Below are 17,006 nucleotides of genomic sequence, written 5' to 3'. Positions count from 1 at the left end.
TGCGCAAATACGCTTATTTTAGCGGTGTAGGCTTCCAGATGTTGGCCATCATTGGATTATTCACCTATATCGGGTACCGTATTGACAGCGCAAAGGACAGCGAAAATAATGTGTGGACCGCCATCTTCGCACTGGTCGGGGTGTGCATCAGCATATATACCGTAATCCGCGCGGTAACGCGGAAAAACAATTAGGATAGGCTTACCCACCGCGCTGTGCCGGGCCTAGGGAGAACCGTCTCGAAATCGTAAACCCCCATCGGAATTGTCCCTTACGCCACGATGTGGTCGTCTCGGGAATGTATTGCATTTCCTGTATTGCCGTGGCATTGGTAAAATTCAAATTGAATACATGTCCCCCGGTTTCAATTTCTAATCCGATACCCAAAGGATTGTATAACGTGGTGATGGCATCCGCATACCTTTCTTTGCTCGCCGCCGACCGGAAAGGCAGGAAATAGTCCATCACCAACGCCATACGCCTGCTTACCTTCAGCCTTCCCCCTATTCCCAGGGCAAGCAGATTATTTTCTCCGTCGTAAACAGCAGTGGTATTTCTCCGGATGTATGTGGGATGCAACGCCAGTGAAAGGCGGGAACCGAATTTCCGGGCGATAATCAACTGAACTACCGTATTAAGTCGATCTGAAAACTCGTTATACGAAGTGGCTTCGCCAAGGTTCTGGTCAGCCTTTACACCGGGTATGGTCAGACTGGTGTACACAGTCATGGAAACGGGCATGCGTCCGTCAACGGTCTGTCGCAGCAGGCGGTATTTCACATTTGCCTCATAAAGCTGTGATACCCGGGTAGCACCTTTTGCACGCGCGATTCCAACATTCAGGTTATCCGTTATGCCGTATTCGAATCCGATTTTTATATCGGTGGAGTTGTCGAGGCCAAAAAAATTCGTTGCTCCGCCGTTGGCCCCGGCAATATCGCCAAAACGGTGATCCACTTTAAAATCGAGCTCATGCCGGTGGATGGTCTCGACAGACTGACTGTTAATGATCCGTGTTGTCTTGAACGTGGCGTCCACCTGCTCATGCATTCGATTGGTGTCGTTACCGAGGGTGTTGTCCAGATCGATCTGCGCCGTCAGGGGCATGGCCACCGATAAAGCGATCATTAGCAAAAAAATACCGCGCGCAATGATTCGTGATGTATACATAAAAAATAGATTACTGTATGCGATAGGTTGCGGAAACATCCACATCTACCACTTCTGCGATGTTCTTAATGACTAACCGGGGAATCTCGATGCCGTGATCGGCTACTTTTACCTTAAATTGGGCAACTGCGGTTATCAAAGCACCTTTTACCGTCACGACGGCCTCTGTGGTGTAAAATTTTCTGACCCCATGTATTTCGAGATTTCCCGATACCGTTACCGGATAGGTTCCGTCGCTGTTCCAATCGATATGCCCGCTTATTTTTCCGCCAAACCTGGCGTACGGAAATTTATCACTGGCTAAATAGGTTTCATTAAAGTGTTCCCGCATGAGCTGCTTCCGAAATTCAAATGAGCTGATCGGCACGCGGAATGCGATTTCATAAGTTACCGTATCAAGTGCCGAAGCGGCTTGTTTTGTTACCGCTGAGATATTCTCCAACGGCGCTTCCGAGAAAAACGATACACGGCTTTCCCGATCAATCAACAGCGCCTGTGCTTCCGCTTCAACACATAGCACGATGACAAAAAAAACAATGAGCCACCGGATCATTGCGGTGCTCCCTTTTCAATCCACGCCTTCAGCAAGTCCAGTTCGCGAGTTGTGAGACTGCCATTTTTGGGCATAATTCGCCGCACCACTACCACATCATTAATACGTGCCAGATTAGCTGATACGGAATTGTAGCCGGAAAATGTCCATAGCGATGTGCCTTCCCCATTTCCAGTATGACAGCTGCTGCATTTCGATTGCAGTAGTGAACCCACAAAGTTGCCATATGTCACGTTTTCCGCTGTCACACCATCGCCCCCGGGGGGGTCGGGTGCGGGACCGTCACTGTCCTTACTGCATCCCAAAAGACCAAGCATCATCAGCCATAGCCATGATGTCTTCCATAACTGCTGTTTCATAGGTATAATTGTTTGTGTCCTTATTAATTAAATGCTACGGTAATCCCTGATGTGCCCGCTATCGCAATACTAAGGGGCCAAGGCTTCCGGCGAATCGGGATTCAATACCGGCCAAATACCCGCTTGGGGAAAATCCACGCCCTTAGTTTCTCCCCGGGCAGCATCCTGTCCAAAATAATAAAGCGGCCATCCCTTATAAGTCAGCTGTGTCCGTCCATGTACAGTGATTTCCGCGAAATCCGCCGGATTGGCCACGGAAGGCAAGGATCCGATTGCAGATTCATAAATCGGCCATACGCTATTGTTGCTGAAATCAGGTTTTGTGAAATTGTTGGTGTTATAACGATCCTGCACAAACCCATAAAGGGTTCGCCCATAACTATCGACGAAGTGTCGCGTCTGGCCTTCCCCCGGAGTCAGGTCGCTCGTATACAGGGCTCCGTCACCACCAATCAATTGATGCTGGACCAGCATCACCGTGTAATCGGGCTTTGCAACAAACCAATTACCACCTACCCCATCGCCTTCAATTTCACCCGGTGCATCGTCATTGGCATAAAAGTACAATGGCCACCCTTTGTAGGTCGTCTGCAATGCCCCATCCGCTAACGTAATGGTGCCGATATCTTCAGGATCGATCCCCTCGCTTTCGGCGGCGTGGCTACTATAATACGCCGGCCACATCGAGCGGCAGTTTCCTTCGCAGGCCGTATTTCCATCCGCATCGCGCGAGAAAAAATACAACGCCATGCCGGCACTATCCGTCAGCACCGCCCCGAACGTGGCGTCTGTCTGTATCAGGATTCCCATTTCCTTGGATTCCGGTTGGGGCTGATCGTCGTCCTTACATGACAGGACCGGCAGGCAGGCCACTGTGGCCGCCAGCCATACGGATTGAATGAGATAGCATTTCATTTGTTCATCTTTAATTGTATCCGCTGGATTAAGCCCTATCGCCATAACAACCATTGTCCCACAGCTTCACCATGAAGCCCTTATTCCGAAGCGTTTATACCGACAATACGGAGCAAACCTCGCGCAGGTTGCCTCCGATTGCACGCAGAAAAAAAATAATTATTCTCAGGCAACCATTTGCCCGGATCTAACGTATTATTGCTAAAAAGATCATTTAGCTTGCCGACGATCAATCAGGACGAAACTGTACGGAAGCATATTGCCGGTTGCCTGAAATACAATAAAGACAGTCAATATGCCTTGTTCAAGCATTTCTACAGCTATGCTATGGGAATATGCCGGCGTTATGCCCGGCAGTCGGACGAAGCTTCCGATATCCTGAACGAAAGTTTCTTAAAGGTTTTCAACCACCTTAAGGATTACGATACATCAAAGCCGTTTAAATCGTGGATGGGAAAAATTATCACCAACACAGCGATTGATTACTACCGTGCCAGCCTAAAATTCGCGCAGCAGGAAGACGTGAATGATTACGAGCACATCGGTGATGACGCAGGCATATATGGAAAACTGGCTTATAACGACCTGCTAGCAATGGTGAGGTCACTTAGTCCGGCATACCAAACGGTGTTTAACCTGTATGCAATCGACGGATATAATCATAACGAAATTGCAGAATTGCTGGGCATTACCGTGAATACATCCAAATCAAATTTGCACAAAGCCCGCAGGAGGCTCCAGGAACTGCTCAACGAAACAACGAAAGAAAGCATAACGGAACACCTGTCCAAAGTCGCCAGGGATAGCAAAAAGAATATATAATGGAAGAAAGACATCCTATAGACCAGTTTTTTTCGGACGGATTGACTCAGGTTGATATACCCTTTGACGAAGGTCAATGGACGGCACTGTCTACGAAGTTACATGCGCACAGGTCCCTTCCGCGTTTGCTTTGGATCGGAGGCGGGGTGGCGGCTGCCGCAATTATCGCCGCCATCCTTTTATTCAATGGACACCATACGGTCGACAGCGGACACCTGGTTCCAACTGAGCCGATCCTGGCTGCGCAACCCGGCGACTCCGTTGCTGATAATACCCGCCGGGCACCTGCGGTAACAAAGGCTTTGTTACCCCCCACGGGGGAAGCTTCACTACGCTCAACTATTAAGACCGGTCCCCTTGTAAATCCGTTAAAGAGATCCGGCGACAACCTAGTGCCTGTACAGGGATTGGTGCCCAGTGTTCAGCCGACTCCGCTGGCTAGTGGCATCATCCTATCCCGCAATACGTCGCACATGCCCACAGCAACTTCAAAAACCGGTAGGGATGAAACAACTGGTAATCAGAAACCTGAGCAGCAGGAGACTCCGCTCCGTAGGGGATGGACATTAAGTATCGCCGCCGCGCCCGACCTGTCGGGAACACGGCCCCTCACCGGAAGATTGGGTGGTCAGGTCGGTTTGGCAGCCACCTACCGGCTAACGACCAAGCTTAGCGTAACCGGCGGTGTATTTTACGGACGGAAATTATACCGGGCAGACTTCGGCGATTACCGGCCTACCGTCCCATGGCCGAATTCACAGCTCACCCCCAACCTGGTAGCGGCAGATTGCGCCGTGCTGGACATTCCCCTTAACCTCAATTTCACTTTCGCGCATCACCGCCGTTCCTCATGGTTCGCCTCGGCCGGCCTCTCCAGTTACTTCATGTTACGTGAAACATACGACTACACTTATCCGCCACATACATATGGCGGGGCGAAGGAATATACCCTGCGTAACCAAAATCGCCATATCATGGGCGTGGGCAATGTATCCATCGGTTACCGCCGGCAACTCGGTGCTGCCATGGGCATTACCGTACAACCCTTCGTTAAGGTTCCGCTCACGGGAATCGGCAATGGCAACTTCAAACTCTATTCATCGGGTGTAGCCATATCAGCAGATATCGATCTTTCCCGAAGAAACTTCCGATAACATCCGGCAACGCCGCTGCAATTTGGTTTGGGACTGCGGAGGGTTAATTTTTTTCGATCAGGCATACAGCATACGCCACTACCCCTTCTTGCCGACCGATAAACCCCATCGTTTCATTGGTTGTCGCCTTAATGGAGACATCTTCCTCCGAAATGCCGGCCGCCGCAGCAATTTGATGTTTCATCGCCGGAATATGCGGCTTTATTTTTGGTGCTTCCAGACATAGCATGGCATCGATATTACCGAGGCTCCATCCAGCTCCTGCCAGCAATTTCACACATTCCGATAACAATACAAGGCTGCTTATCCCCTTCCAGCGGTCGTCAGTGTTGGGGAAATGATAACCGATATCTTCCAGGTTGGCAGCCCCGAGGATAGCATCGCAGATCGCATGCACCAAAACATCCGCATCGGAATGCCCGAACGCGCCGGCATGGTGGGGAACCTGGACACCGCCCAGCATAAAAGGCTGTCCTTCCCGGAGCTGATGCACGTCAAAACCGAATCCTACTTTAATTTTTGTCATGATGCAAATCGCTTAATGCGCCAAACTTAGCCAAATGATTATACAATCTCAAATCAAGCCCGCAGGAAGCGGTCCCGCTCATTCGCTTAAACTTTGCCGATAGGTTTGCGATTATGTCTAATATTTTTTTAATTTTGGAAGTTAGATACCGTAACAGTTACTAACCATTACGATGAAGATAACGACATTTCATTTTCCTTTTTTTCTACTGTTCCTGAGTGGCCTGGTGCTTGTTTCCTGTAACCGGAACGGGGTATCATCAAAAACCGGCGTTCCTTATAACGATCCGTATAACGGAGGGCTGCAGATTAACAGAAAAGTAAAAGAAGGTCCCGGACCCGGCTTAATCGTGATTGAAGGGGGCACTTTTGTCATGGGAGGTAGCCTGAATGAAGACATTACCTACGCGCACGACAACCTGAAACGTCGGGTCACGGTGGCGTCCTTTTACATGGATGAAACAGAGGTTTCCAATGCCGACTGGCTGGAATACCTGCATTGGCTTAACCAGAATTTCCCGGACGACAACGAACTTTATTACAATGCCCTTCCGGACACGCTGGTATGGCGCCATCCGCTTTCTTACAATGAACCGTACGTCGACCTCTATCTGCGGCACCCTGCCTATCAGGATTATCCCGTAGTAGGCGTTACCTGGGAGCAGGCAAACGCATACAGTGCCTGGCGGACCGACCGGGTCAACGAACACATCCTGCGCGAGCGGGGAGCGTTAGTTGACTATCGTACCTTATCCGAGTCCCAGTCGCGTCCCGGCGAGCCGTTCAACACCGACATTTACCTTAACGGCCAATACCGCGGCGAGGGGATCGATGGCGAGCGGATGCCCCAGGACAACCGGCCGGGAGCTGAAGATGGCGCGCGCAGGCCCGTACGTATGGAAGACGGGATATTGAAACAGCCTTACCGCCTGCCTACGGAAGCCGAATGGGAATACGCGGCGCTCGGCCTGGTAGGAAATACCGAATATGGAAATATCGAAAGCGGAAAGGTTTATCCGTGGAACGGATTGGGAGTACGCTCCGCTAAACGTCGTACCCAGGGGCTCATCATGGCCAATTTCAAACCTACGGGAGGCGATAATATGGGTGTTGCAGGTTACCTCAACGACGGTGGCGACATCACCGTATCGGTAACCAGCTACTTACCTAACGATTATGGCCTGTATAATATGGCAGGTAATGTCAACGAATGGGTGGCGGATGTTTACCGCCAATTGTCTTTTGAGGATTTCCAGGATTTTAACCCATTCCGGGGCAACGTGTACATGGACAAAGCGTACGAAGATGCAGAAAAAGGCATTATTGCAAAAGATAGATATGGCCGCCCGATAAAGGTACCCGCAAAGGCGCCACGTAAACAAACCTGGGAAGAACTGCAGGCCGCATCAGGCGATTCGACACAGAATAGCTTCGACTACGATGTCCGCGGCTTTGCCGATGAAACCAACTCGGAACTGTATGGTGTGACCACGCTGATCAACGACAAGGCACGGGTTTATAAGGGCGGCTCGTGGAACGACCGCGCCTATTGGCTTAACCCGGCAACCCGTCGCTTTATGCAGCAGGATCAGTCGAATGCCATGACGGGCTTTCGCTGTGCCATGACCCTGGTTGGCTCTCCGGAAATAAACACCAGAAGTAAACCCACTTTTCCCGCCAACCGTTCAGCCGGCCAGGGCAACAGGAAATTCCTTGGGTTATTTTAATTAGCACCAGACCGGCTACCTAAAAAAAATGCACGTAAGACCGGAAGCGCGGAGCTGCTATCCATAATAGCGGAAGAAGACTCTCAATAAAAAGACCTGCACGTGGTGAAGCCAAAGCTATACCGTGTGCAGGTCATTTCATTTATTTTCAGTTAAGTCAGCGGCCTGATAACGCTTAACGCCGCGACGGTTACTCCACCGTCACGGACTTTGCGAGGTTCCTGGGCTGGTCTACATTACATCCCCGCAACAGTGCGGTATGATAGGATAGCAACTGCAGCGGAATGGTAGCCAGCAAGGGTAGAAATGCCTCATCTGCATCCGGGATCTCGATCACATAGTCCGCCAAAGCCCTTACCGCGGTATCGCCCTCAGTTACAATGGCTATCACACGTCCTTTACGGGCTTTCACTTCCTGTATGTTGCTGATCACTTTTTCGTAAGAAGAATTCTGGGTTGCGATAACAACCACGGGCATTTCCTCGTCGATCAGGGCAATGGGGCCGTGTTTCATCTCCGCGGCCGGATATCCTTCGGCATGGATATATGAAATCTCTTTCAGTTTCAATGCCCCTTCCAGCGCCACGGGGAAACCGACTCCGCGTCCCAGGAAAATCGCATTGGTGGCATCCTTGATTTCAGCGGCAATATACTGGGTTGCCTGGTCACACGCCAATGTTTTTTCAACCAGTGTGGGAATGTCTTCCAACGAAGTAAGCAGCTCCACCAATTTACTCTGTGCGAGTGCTCCACGCAGCTGCGCCGCATACATGGCGATTAGTGTAAGCACGGTAACCTGTGCCGTAAATGCCTTTGTGGATGCGACACCGATCTCCGGACCGGCATGGGTATACACACCACCGTGGGTCAGCCGCGGAATAGAAGACCCCACGACGTTGCAGATCCCCAATATGGTGGCGCCCCGCTCTTTAGCCAATTCAATTGCCGCCATGGTATCCGCCGTTTCCCCGGATTGCGAAATCGCGATGACGATATCCCGCTCGGTGATAATCGGGTTCCGGTAGCGAAATTCAGACGCATATTCAACACCTACCGGTATCCGGGCAAACTCTTCAATGAGGTATTCCCCAACCAGGCCAGCGTGCCAGGAAGTTCCGCAGGCCACAATGATAATGCGGTCGGCATTGCGCAGTTTATCTGCATATTCTTTAATACCGCCCAGCTGTACCTTCCCTTCCTGGGGATATATCCGTCCCCGCATACAATCGCGGATGGACCGGGGCTGCTCATGGATCTCCTTCAGCATGAAGTGGTCATATCCCGCCTTTTCCAGCATCTCCAGCTGCATTTCAAGTTTCTGGATGTATGGGGTCTGTACTTCATTATCTATGGTCTTGATCAGCAGTTCCCCTCCGTTGATAAAGGCAATTTCCCGGTCTTTGAGGTAAATTACATTGCGCGTATACTCAATGATCGGTGACGCGTCGGAAGCAATGAAATATTCGCCGTTGCCCACTCCGATGACCATGGGACTTCCCTTGCGCGCAGCAATCAGCTGCTCCGGGTGTTCCCGGTCGGTAACCAGAATGGCGTAAGCGCCGATGACCTGCGTCAGCGCGATCCGTACCGCCTCCAGCAGGTCTGTATTTTCTTCCGCCAGAATGTCGGCAATCAGGTGGATCAGCACTTCTGTATCCGTGTCACTCTGAAACACATGCCCCCGGCTGGATAATTCTTCCTTCAGCGGGCCGTAATTCTCAATAATCCCATTGTGTACAATGGCCAACCGGCCGTCTTCGGAAAGATGCGGGTGCGCATTCCGGTCAGACGGCTCACCGTGTGTAGCCCAACGGGTATGGCCAATACCGGTCCTGCCCTGCAGGTTTGCACCCGCTGCAGCAGCTTCCAGATCACTTACCTTGCCCGTCTTCTTGTAATGGTTAATGTGTTGTTGATCCACCAGGGCAACCCCTGCACTGTCATAACCCCGGTATTCCAACCGTTTGAGTCCTTTTACAATAATTTGCCATGCTTCACGCTGGCCAATGTAACCTACAATTCCACACATAGTTTTATATTGAATTTATCGACAATTTAAGCTTTTCGGTTCATGCGCAATTATGCTGCCAAACAGCCCAGGAATTATAAAAAAGAAAAAGGGACTGTCCATCGGATGTCCCCTTTGTTCTTTTTGGCGATCAATACCGCTCAATTGGATTTCGTGTAATAGATATTCAGTTTCATCTTATATTCCGGGTGATTTCCACCGCCGATGACCGCCCGGCTGCCGGTATTCAGCACCGATTGATACGGCACATTCCGGTCTCCCTCCGATACCGGAGCAATGAAAAATTCATTATTCTTTATCCGGTCGCGCAGTAGATCCTGTACGAACGAAGTGATGTGGAAGATATAACGCTGCTGATCTTTATCGTAGGCTCCGCCGAAAGCCTGCCAATAACCGTTGGAACGATACCAAAGGCTGCGCGCATCACCCGAAAACCGCTGGCCGTCGCTCCGGCTGTCGCCATCCGGTACCGGCTGCCGCTGGTTGGCAATATCCTCGCGGTATAGCGTAAGCCGGGGCGCATAATAACCGAAATCATCCCCCGTCGACCCTTGATCCACATAAATAACCAGTTCAGCTTTATTGATCGCGATGTCGAGCCCTTTGAGGGAGTCAATATGCGGTAGACTCAGCTTAGCCCGGAGTCCTGCCGGTGCCTGTAGGTATAACGTCTCGAAATTGCCGGCCGGATCAGCCAGCTGTGCAGCAACCTCGGCCGTGTACTCATGTCTGATTGAAGAAGAGATCCGTGCCGCAAAACTGTTTGATGCGGATACGGTCGTTGGCAGAAACGTGCGGAAGGTATCGATTGCCGCGTCGTCGCCGTCCTTTCCGTTCGGCTGCCGGTATACAAGCTCAATCCCGGTTACATCCGTTGCACCCCGGAACGTGATCAATCCCCCGGTACCGGTCATTGATGCTTCATCTACACTGAGGTAAAGTCCTTTTACGTGGTTGTTAAACCCTTTCTCGGTGGATATGGATGCAGAATCTATTGATTCGCTGAATAGGTTTCTGAAAAACGTTGCGGGCAGTGCCATCCGTAATTGAGGATCGGCCTTAACTAACGAATCTTTCTCGTCGATGTGTTTATAAACACGCACGGTATCCTTATAGGCAAACCGCTTCACCAGCTTCGTCGTCAGTACTTCGTCGCTTACCGCCCATTCCTTATCGGAATAATTACCATCGGCATATGCTTCCGCTAACTGGCGTACCTGTAACGTAAACGACGAGCCGGTAGAATCACCAAAATATTCGTTCCCGTACGGCAGCACGAGAATAACGGAATCAATTTCGGCATCTTCGCGGATGCGGGGTACGCTAGCCGGTTTGCCGATTGCGAGGGCCAAATCGGCCGTGGTTTTGCCAATAACCGGGTCGTTCAGCAATCCAAAGGTTGTCTGATTGAATGAATTTGACCGCGCACTGTCATCCTTAAGCGTGACGGCATGCAGAGTAAGCGTATCAGTCAGCACGCCAACGATTTCATCACCGGGTTGTACATCCAAACCGATACTTGAGGGGTTTTCACAGCTTCCCAAAACAAAAAGACTTATTAACAATGTCAATAAGTCTCTATTAAGATATTTCATCCGAATCATTATTATTTAATGGTCTGATGGAACACCCATGTCACGCAGTCGGATTGCAGCCAGGTGTGTTTCATCCACAAAGAAATTATACAAAATTAAGCCTCTACAGCTGTTTCAAGGTCTACCCTTGAAAACTGTTCGTAAAGGTTGCAATAATTTTCGAATTCTTTGTCGTCTTCCATTTCAAAAATCTGGATATCGCTCTTTTTAACAATATTTAACACTTCTTCGTCCAGCCCACTGTCGGTAAGTACCGCCACATCGGAATACGCCAATGCACCCTGATACAGCCCCGTATAGTCACCTGCGCCGTAGGGTGCGATATCATCAGCCGTCATGTTTCCGGTAAGGGCAATATCGGGGAAATTTTCGCCCAATGAGCTATTGAATTCTTCTTTGTATAAAGAATAGACAACGCGGGCGTCTTTAAACGTCGGGTCGTCCTTGTAAGCCGTTTTTACGTAAGCGGGTACCAGCGCGCTCATCCATCCATGGCAATGGATCACATCCGGTGCCCATCCCAATTTTTTAACGGTTTCCAGCGCTCCTTTGCAGAAGAACACCGTACGTTCATTATTGTCTTCAAAAAACTCGCCACACTCATCACAAAACACATGCTTGCGTTGGAAATACTCCTCGTTGTCCAGAAAATAAACCTGCATGCGCGCAGCAGGTATCGAGGCTACTTTGATAATCAATGGATTGTCATTGTTGTCGACAACAATATTCATCCCTGAAAGCCTGATCACCTCGTGCAAGCGGTTCCGGCGCTCATTGATATTGCCGAAGCGCGGCATCAGGATGCGGATTTCATATCCTTTTTCCTGCATGGCCTGCGGCAATTGACGGGTAATTTCAGAAATTTTACTTAGTTCGAGGAAAGGCGACATCTCGTGGGTAACAAACAAAATCTTCGTTTTTGCCATCTCCAAAATATTTTTGTTTTTTTATTAGAAAAGTAAAATTGATTCGCAAAGGTAATCATTTTTTGTCAATATAACAATAAGTTAGCGGTTACCCTCGGGAGATGCGGCAAAAAATAACCATTTTTGCGGGATAAAAAATTACGCGTTTGAAACGATTCAACACCCGGAAAACACTGCGCCACCACCTGCAACAGGTCCGGAAAGACCGGCTGCGTGTGGCCTTTGTTCCTACCATGGGCGCGCTTCACCAGGGGCACATTACGCTCATCCATCACGCCCGTACGTTGGCCGATGTCGTCGTATGCAGCATATTCGTAAATCCCACACAGTTTAACGACCCCGAAGACCTGAAAAAATATCCACGCCCGATCGAAACCGATATCCGGCTGCTTCAGGAAGCCGGCTGCCACGTGCTGTTCCAGCCGGAGGTCAGTGAAATGTACGGACCTGACGAGCACTGGCATATGGATCTCGGCCGGTTGGATGAAATCCTGGAAGCCAGTCACCGTCCGGGCCATTTCCAGGGCGTTACCCAGGTCGTCAAAAAACTTTTTGATATCGTACAGCCGGATATTGCCTGTTTCGGACAAAAAGATTTCCAGCAATTCAAGGTTGTCGAAAGACTGGTTGCCCAGTTTCAGCTGCCGGTCAAGCTAGCTATGGTCCCAACAGTCAGGGAGTCGGACGGACTCGCCATGAGTTCACGTAACGTGCGTCTATCGGCAACCGGACGACAGCAGGCGTTGGCCCTGTACCACGCATTGCTGCGGATAAAAACGGATGTGGCAGGAAAAACACCGGGAACACTTCGTGAGGAAGCCATCCGGTTCCTGGAAAGCAGTCCCGGTGTCCAGGTGGAGTACGTGGCCCTATGCGATGCACAGACACTCGAATCCATCGATGAATTTACGGAGACCCGGTCGTCCGTAGCACTGGTCGCCGCGTGGGTGGATGGCGTCCGGCTGATCGACAATATGCTGTTGAACTAACCGAAAATACTGTCCAGAATCAGGTCTTTCACCGCAATGGGGGTTATCAGGTCCGTGCCCTGCCTTTCCGGCGTGATCAGCACCGGAAAGTATTCGGGCGGAACGGCAATTGCGCCGTGGGAGCCTTTTACCAGCTTGGCATCCAACGGAATAACGTCCATCACGTACCGGAAGCCGAGTTTCTTCCGTAGCAGCTTATAACCGGCGCGGAGTTTCGATGTCATGAACATCTCCACCGGATCATAGCCCGGTTTCTTATGGATGTCCACCACACGTGCATAGTCAGGTGCCTTCCGGTCATCCAGCCAGAAATAATAGGTAAACCAGCTGTCTGGCTCCGCCACCGCCACCAAATCGCCGGCCCGCTCGTGGGCGATGTGATGTGCCTGCTTACCGGCATCATCCAGCACCTGTGCAATTCCCGGTACATTTTCCAGCAGTTCCGCCACCTGTTTTTTGGTCGTTTCATCCGCCACGTAAACATGGGCTACCTGGTGGTCGGCCACCGCGAACGCCCGGGAGGCCCCGGCATCCAGCAGTTCCAGTCCACGCTCCACACGGATACCCAGAAGCCCTGCTTCCCGCAATATCCGGTTAATGTGAACCGGTCGGGAGACCGGCACGATACCGTATTCGGATAAAAGGATTACCCGCGCCCCGCGCTTCTCATAAAAGGTAACCAACCGCTGCACCAAGGCGTCAATTTCCAGTAATTCCTTGCCAATCAGGCCGGTATCGGGACCATATTTCTGCTGGCAGTAATCCAGGTGAGGCAGGTATACCAGGCTCAGTGTCGGGCTATATTTTTCCTCGACATACATCGATGCTTCCGCAATCCATTCAGATGACGTGATATCCGCTCCCGGTCCCCAGAAGCTGAATAGCGGAAATTGTCCGAATTTCTTCTGCAATTCATCCCGCAGTCCGGCCGGATGGGAATAGCAGTCCGGCATTTTCCGCCCGTCGGCCAGGTAATTGGGACGGGGAGTCACCGAATAGTCGGCGCCAGCGTACATGTTATACCACCAAAACAACTGGGCACAGGTAAAGTCGGCATTCCGCTGCCTGGCAGTGTCCCAGACCGATTCGCCCCGGACCAGCTTATTCGACTGTTTCCAGAATTTAATTTCGCTGTCTGTCCGATCGTACCATCCATTTCCCACAATCCCGTGGTCCGTGGGCCAAAGCCCGGTTAAGTAAGTCGACTGCATAGCAGTGGTCACCGCCGGCAAGTGAGGGTTAATCCGGCTCAGGTGGGCCCGTTCCAGGTACGATTTCAAAAAAGGTGTTTTATCCCCGATCAGCGCCGAAGATAGTCCCACAATATCCAAAACAGCCGTTTTTCTCATGAGTTAACCATTTTTCAGTTTATCGAGCACCCAGTTAAGTTCGCGCGAAATGGATCCGGCAATAGGCAGTTGCAGGTGCGGGGGGAGTACCTGCCATGTATAGGTTTCCACTTCCAGGTGGCCCGTCAGTAATTGATTCCGTTGCAGTTGCAGCACCTGGGCAATATCGGCTTGCGTCGACGTTAACAGTCCCAGGTCTTCAAAAAATACCGGCACATGGAAGTGTGCCCTCCACTCAGCCGCCTCCGCATCGTAGAGCCTTTCCCGTGCTTCCGGCAGGTCCCTGAAGCGAAATACTGAACCATCCCGGTACCTGGCAAGTACCTGATGCAGGTAAGTCGGTTCATCAAAGGCCATAAATGCTTCGCCGATGGCCCGACGCTCCTTTCGGTCGGCCGGTAAGTGCGCACCGACCGCAGCACTGAGCTGGAATTTACCGATTTGTATACCGTGTCGGGCCAGCGATTCAATAACCTCCGCATGCACTTCATATCCCAGGGCAAAATGACACACGTCATAACAGAGCCGGATGTGTTTTTTCACTGCCGCTTCGGCCGCCGTGGGTGTAAAGCCGAAACGGCTGGCCAGCGCCGAAATTCCTTCCGGCACCAGTTCCCCTACAAACCAATCGATAAATTCGGGTCCGCTTTCAAGCACTCCGTCCGGTTCCGGTTCAATGTCCAGGTGTAAAATCTTTCCCTGCTCCTGTTCAATTTCGACAAGCCGTCCGGCCACGTCAGCAATATGCCCCGTAGCCCGTTTCCGCATCGCATTCCAATCGTCGGACGTGGCGTTATGCCAATGGCGGTACGCCAGCGGCGATGTCGAGATGCCGCCATCCATGCCCTCCGGGAGTAATCCGGCAAGCAGATCCGCCAGCCGCAGCGTATAAGCAACACGCTCGTCTGTTGTCCAGTCGGGTGCATGTACATTCGCCTTTACCACGTCGTCATGAAAAGCGCCAAATGGGAATCCATTCATCGTAAATACATATCCCCCCTGCTCGGTCAGCCATGCGGTAAATTCGGCCAGCGCCTCCGGATCGCTCAGCTCCCTGCTGGCCCGGTCCGACAGCCGTAAACCGATCCCCATCGACTGATCGGGAGCCACCTGGGCGCGGATCACCGGAAAATGTGTTTTTAGTGCTGCGAAATGATCCCGCCAGGTCTCCCCTCCATGAATATTGGTGCAATAGGTAAGTTGCCCATAGGGTGTCTGCATAATGTTATAATTGAATGGCAAAATCGTTGTGAAGCATGGCTGCTGCGGCAATAACCCGTTCCGTATCCATGTCGTTCACCTCCATGCCCCTGCCAATGCCCTGCAACAGCATAATCGTCAACCGTCCGCCAAGGTGCTCCCGGAATTCGTCCAGTCCGACCAGCAATGGATGCGCTCCACCCGTCGCATCAATCAGCGGATGGAACACCGGCAGCCCCAGGTCCTGCAATAACTGGATAATCCGTTGGGCATCCGACTGCGGCAGGTAACCCGCCAGATACGAATAGCTGGCATCCAGCGCAATGCCGATGGCAACCGCTTCACCGTGCATCACTGCAAAGGCCGAAAGCTGCTCCAGTTTGTGGGCACTCCAATGGCCGAAATCCAGCGGTCTTGATGAGCCGAATTCAAACGGGTCAGCTCCCGCAATATGCTGTAGGTGCAGTTCCGCACACCGGTAGATCAGGTATTCCATGGCTTCCGCATTGCGCTCGCGAAGCGCCGCGGTATGCTGCACAATCCATTCAAAGAAATCCGCGTCCTTGATCAGGGCCACTTTTATTGCTTCGGATATCCCCGAAAGCCAGGCGCGGTGCGGGAGCGTATGTAAAAATGAAAAATCGTTAAATACGGCGAAAGGTGGACAAAAGGTGCCGATGAAGTTCTTTTTGCCGCGGTAATTCACCCCGTTTTTCACTCCGATTCCTGAGTCATTCTGCGACAATACGGTCGTCGGAATCCGGATGTGCCGGATACCCCGATGCGCGATAGCCGACGCATAGCCCACGGCGTCCAATACGGCACCGCCGCCGATGGCAATTACGTAAGAATGCCGGTCGATACCGTACCGATCGACTGCCGCGATAATCCGGTCGACCACGTCCTGGTTATTCTTGGCCTCTTCTCCCCCGCTTACCACCATCGGTCCACTTACGAGCGAAACGTCGGGCACCGTTTCAAAATAGGCCTGGATTTGCGTTTGCAGGCGGGCATGATGCCGCATGACACCTTCGTCTACCACTACCAAAGCCCGGGCAGCCGGAGCCCCGGGATGCGCCGCGAGAAATTGCCTGAATAAGGGATTGGTCGCCGCAAATAAATCCCGGGTAAAATGTACCTGATACTGATAGCTGACCTGAAACGACTGCTGAATAACTTCTTTAATCATACTCCTGAATAAACACGTATTGCTTCCAAACTTGAAAAACGCGTTAAGTAACCGAAAACATTTTTGACAACCAAATGGATATAGGAAAAAGTGACAATACAACGACGGTCAAGCCCCACATACCCGCCGCTGCCACCCAGACGGCGTTCATAAAAATCAAAGCGAGCACGCCGTATTTTACGGATTTACGGATATCCAGCGGGGCTTTTGTCCGGATAGCCTTAGCCAATGGCGCATAAATTGTAAAAGCAAATACCAGCAGGATAAGCCAGCCAAACCACGCCGCGCCCTTCCAGAGGCCGAAATAAATAATCAATCCGATGACCGTTGCATACAGCAGCGCGGCAAAAAGCAGCGGTGTCCGCTGCCCCCCGTGAACCTCCCCGCGGCTAACGACTGTAATGGCCGCAATGTAAATTACCGGAATAACCGCCAGCCACCAAACAGCTGGGAGTACGCCCGCAAGCAGGCTCATGCCAAGCAGCAGGTTCAACCCCCGGCACA

Annotated in this window: 16 protein-coding genes and 1 pseudogene; 5 read left to right on the top strand and 12 right to left on the bottom strand. The window is 51.4% G+C overall.

The window, feature by feature from the left end; all coding sequences use genetic code 11:
* Window positions 1–194, top strand: a 194-nt coding sequence (locus ABWO75_RS10740) for an AtpZ/AtpI family protein (RefSeq protein WP_353185382.1), incomplete at its 5' end; no start/stop codon positions are given.
* Window positions 195–201: 7 nt separating this feature from the next.
* Here ABWO75_RS10740 and ABWO75_RS10735 read toward each other — a convergent pair.
* The 4 genes from ABWO75_RS10735 to ABWO75_RS10720 form a co-directional block, all read right to left on the bottom strand.
* Complete coding sequence (locus ABWO75_RS10735) at window positions 202–1,170, bottom strand: DUF5777 family beta-barrel protein (RefSeq protein ID WP_353185380.1); 969 nt, start codon at window positions 1,168–1,170, stop codon at window positions 202–204.
* Between the two features lie 10 nt (window positions 1,171–1,180).
* Window positions 1,181–1,723, bottom strand: coding sequence for a YceI family protein (locus ABWO75_RS10730; protein ID WP_353185378.1), 543 nt, complete (start codon window positions 1,721–1,723; stop codon window positions 1,181–1,183).
* Window positions 1,720–2,082, bottom strand: coding sequence for a hypothetical protein (locus tag ABWO75_RS10725; RefSeq protein WP_353185376.1), 363 nt, complete (start codon window positions 2,080–2,082; stop codon window positions 1,720–1,722). The genes ABWO75_RS10730 and ABWO75_RS10725 overlap by 4 nt, the downstream gene beginning before the upstream one ends.
* 69 nt (window positions 2,083–2,151) lie before the next feature.
* Window positions 2,152–2,997: a hypothetical protein gene (locus ABWO75_RS10720; protein ID WP_353185374.1), complete on the bottom strand. Its 846-nt coding sequence runs from the start codon at window positions 2,995–2,997 to the stop codon at window positions 2,152–2,154.
* A gap of 219 nt (window positions 2,998–3,216) precedes the next feature.
* Between ABWO75_RS10720 and ABWO75_RS10715 the strand changes: the two genes are divergently transcribed.
* Both ABWO75_RS10715 and ABWO75_RS10710 read left to right on the top strand, forming a co-directional pair.
* On the top strand, window positions 3,217–3,819 hold the full coding sequence (locus ABWO75_RS10715; protein ID WP_353185372.1) for an RNA polymerase sigma factor: 603 nt from the start codon (window positions 3,217–3,219) through the stop codon (window positions 3,817–3,819).
* The gene (locus ABWO75_RS10710; protein WP_353185370.1) at window positions 3,819–4,973 is read left to right on the top strand and encodes a porin family protein; all 1,155 of its coding nucleotides are present in this window, start codon (window positions 3,819–3,821) and stop codon (window positions 4,971–4,973) included. Before ABWO75_RS10715 ends, ABWO75_RS10710 begins: the two co-directional genes overlap by 1 nt.
* A gap of 43 nt (window positions 4,974–5,016) precedes the next feature.
* Here ABWO75_RS10710 and ispF read toward each other — a convergent pair whose 3' ends face one another.
* Entirely contained in the window at window positions 5,017–5,499 is a 483-nt protein-coding gene (ispF, locus tag ABWO75_RS10705) for a 2-C-methyl-D-erythritol 2,4-cyclodiphosphate synthase (RefSeq protein ID WP_353185368.1), read from the bottom strand.
* Window positions 5,500–5,671: 172 nt separating this feature from the next.
* Here ispF and ABWO75_RS10700 point away from each other — a divergent pair, with 172 nt between their 5' ends.
* The gene (locus ABWO75_RS10700; protein ID WP_353185366.1) at window positions 5,672–7,225 is read left to right on the top strand and encodes an SUMF1/EgtB/PvdO family nonheme iron enzyme; all 1,554 of its coding nucleotides are present in this window, start codon (window positions 5,672–5,674) and stop codon (window positions 7,223–7,225) included.
* Between the two features lie 190 nt (window positions 7,226–7,415).
* Here the strand turns inward: ABWO75_RS10700 and glmS are convergent, their stop codons facing one another.
* The 3 genes from glmS to ABWO75_RS10685 all read right to left on the bottom strand — a co-directional run bounded on the left by glmS (window position 7,416) and on the right by ABWO75_RS10685 (window position 11,775).
* Window positions 7,416–9,254: a glutamine--fructose-6-phosphate transaminase (isomerizing) gene (gene glmS / locus ABWO75_RS10695; protein WP_353185364.1), complete on the bottom strand. Its 1,839-nt coding sequence runs from the start codon at window positions 9,252–9,254 to the stop codon at window positions 7,416–7,418.
* A 140-nt stretch (window positions 9,255–9,394) separates the two neighbouring features.
* Window positions 9,395–10,798: a DUF4270 domain-containing protein gene (locus tag ABWO75_RS10690; RefSeq protein ID WP_353185362.1), complete on the bottom strand. Its 1,404-nt coding sequence runs from the start codon at window positions 10,796–10,798 to the stop codon at window positions 9,395–9,397.
* 146 nt (window positions 10,799–10,944) lie between these two features.
* Window positions 10,945–11,775, bottom strand: coding sequence for a glycogen/starch synthase (locus tag ABWO75_RS10685; RefSeq protein ID WP_257658061.1), 831 nt, complete (start codon window positions 11,773–11,775; stop codon window positions 10,945–10,947).
* Between the two features lie 146 nt (window positions 11,776–11,921).
* Here ABWO75_RS10685 and panC point away from each other — a divergent pair, with 146 nt between their 5' ends.
* Window positions 11,922–12,764, top strand: coding sequence for a pantoate--beta-alanine ligase (panC, locus tag ABWO75_RS10680; protein ID WP_353185359.1), 843 nt, complete (start codon window positions 11,922–11,924; stop codon window positions 12,762–12,764).
* Here panC and ABWO75_RS10675 read toward each other — a convergent pair.
* The 4 genes and pseudogenes from ABWO75_RS10675 to ABWO75_RS10660 all read right to left on the bottom strand — a co-directional run.
* The gene (locus ABWO75_RS10675; protein WP_353185357.1) at window positions 12,761–14,113 is read right to left on the bottom strand and encodes an alkaline phosphatase family protein; all 1,353 of its coding nucleotides are present in this window, start codon (window positions 14,111–14,113) and stop codon (window positions 12,761–12,763) included. The two genes, panC and ABWO75_RS10675, sit on opposite strands and share 4 nt — an antisense overlap.
* 3 nt (window positions 14,114–14,116) lie before the next feature.
* Entirely contained in the window at window positions 14,117–15,334 is a 1,218-nt protein-coding gene (gene eboE, locus ABWO75_RS10670) for a metabolite traffic protein EboE (protein WP_353185355.1), read from the bottom strand.
* A 4-nt stretch (window positions 15,335–15,338) separates the two neighbouring features.
* The gene (locus ABWO75_RS10665; RefSeq protein WP_353185353.1) at window positions 15,339–16,502 is read right to left on the bottom strand and encodes a 3-dehydroquinate synthase; all 1,164 of its coding nucleotides are present in this window, start codon (window positions 16,500–16,502) and stop codon (window positions 15,339–15,341) included.
* A 43-nt stretch (window positions 16,503–16,545) separates the two neighbouring features.
* Window positions 16,546–17,006: pseudogene (locus tag ABWO75_RS10660) on the bottom strand (UbiA-like protein EboC); the annotation flags it as partial.

The organism is Parapedobacter lycopersici (genome assembly GCF_040395035.1).
GTDB lineage: Bacteria > Bacteroidota > Bacteroidia > Sphingobacteriales > Sphingobacteriaceae > Parapedobacter > Parapedobacter lycopersici_A.
This window is presented reverse-complemented; position numbering and strand designations above follow the sequence as displayed.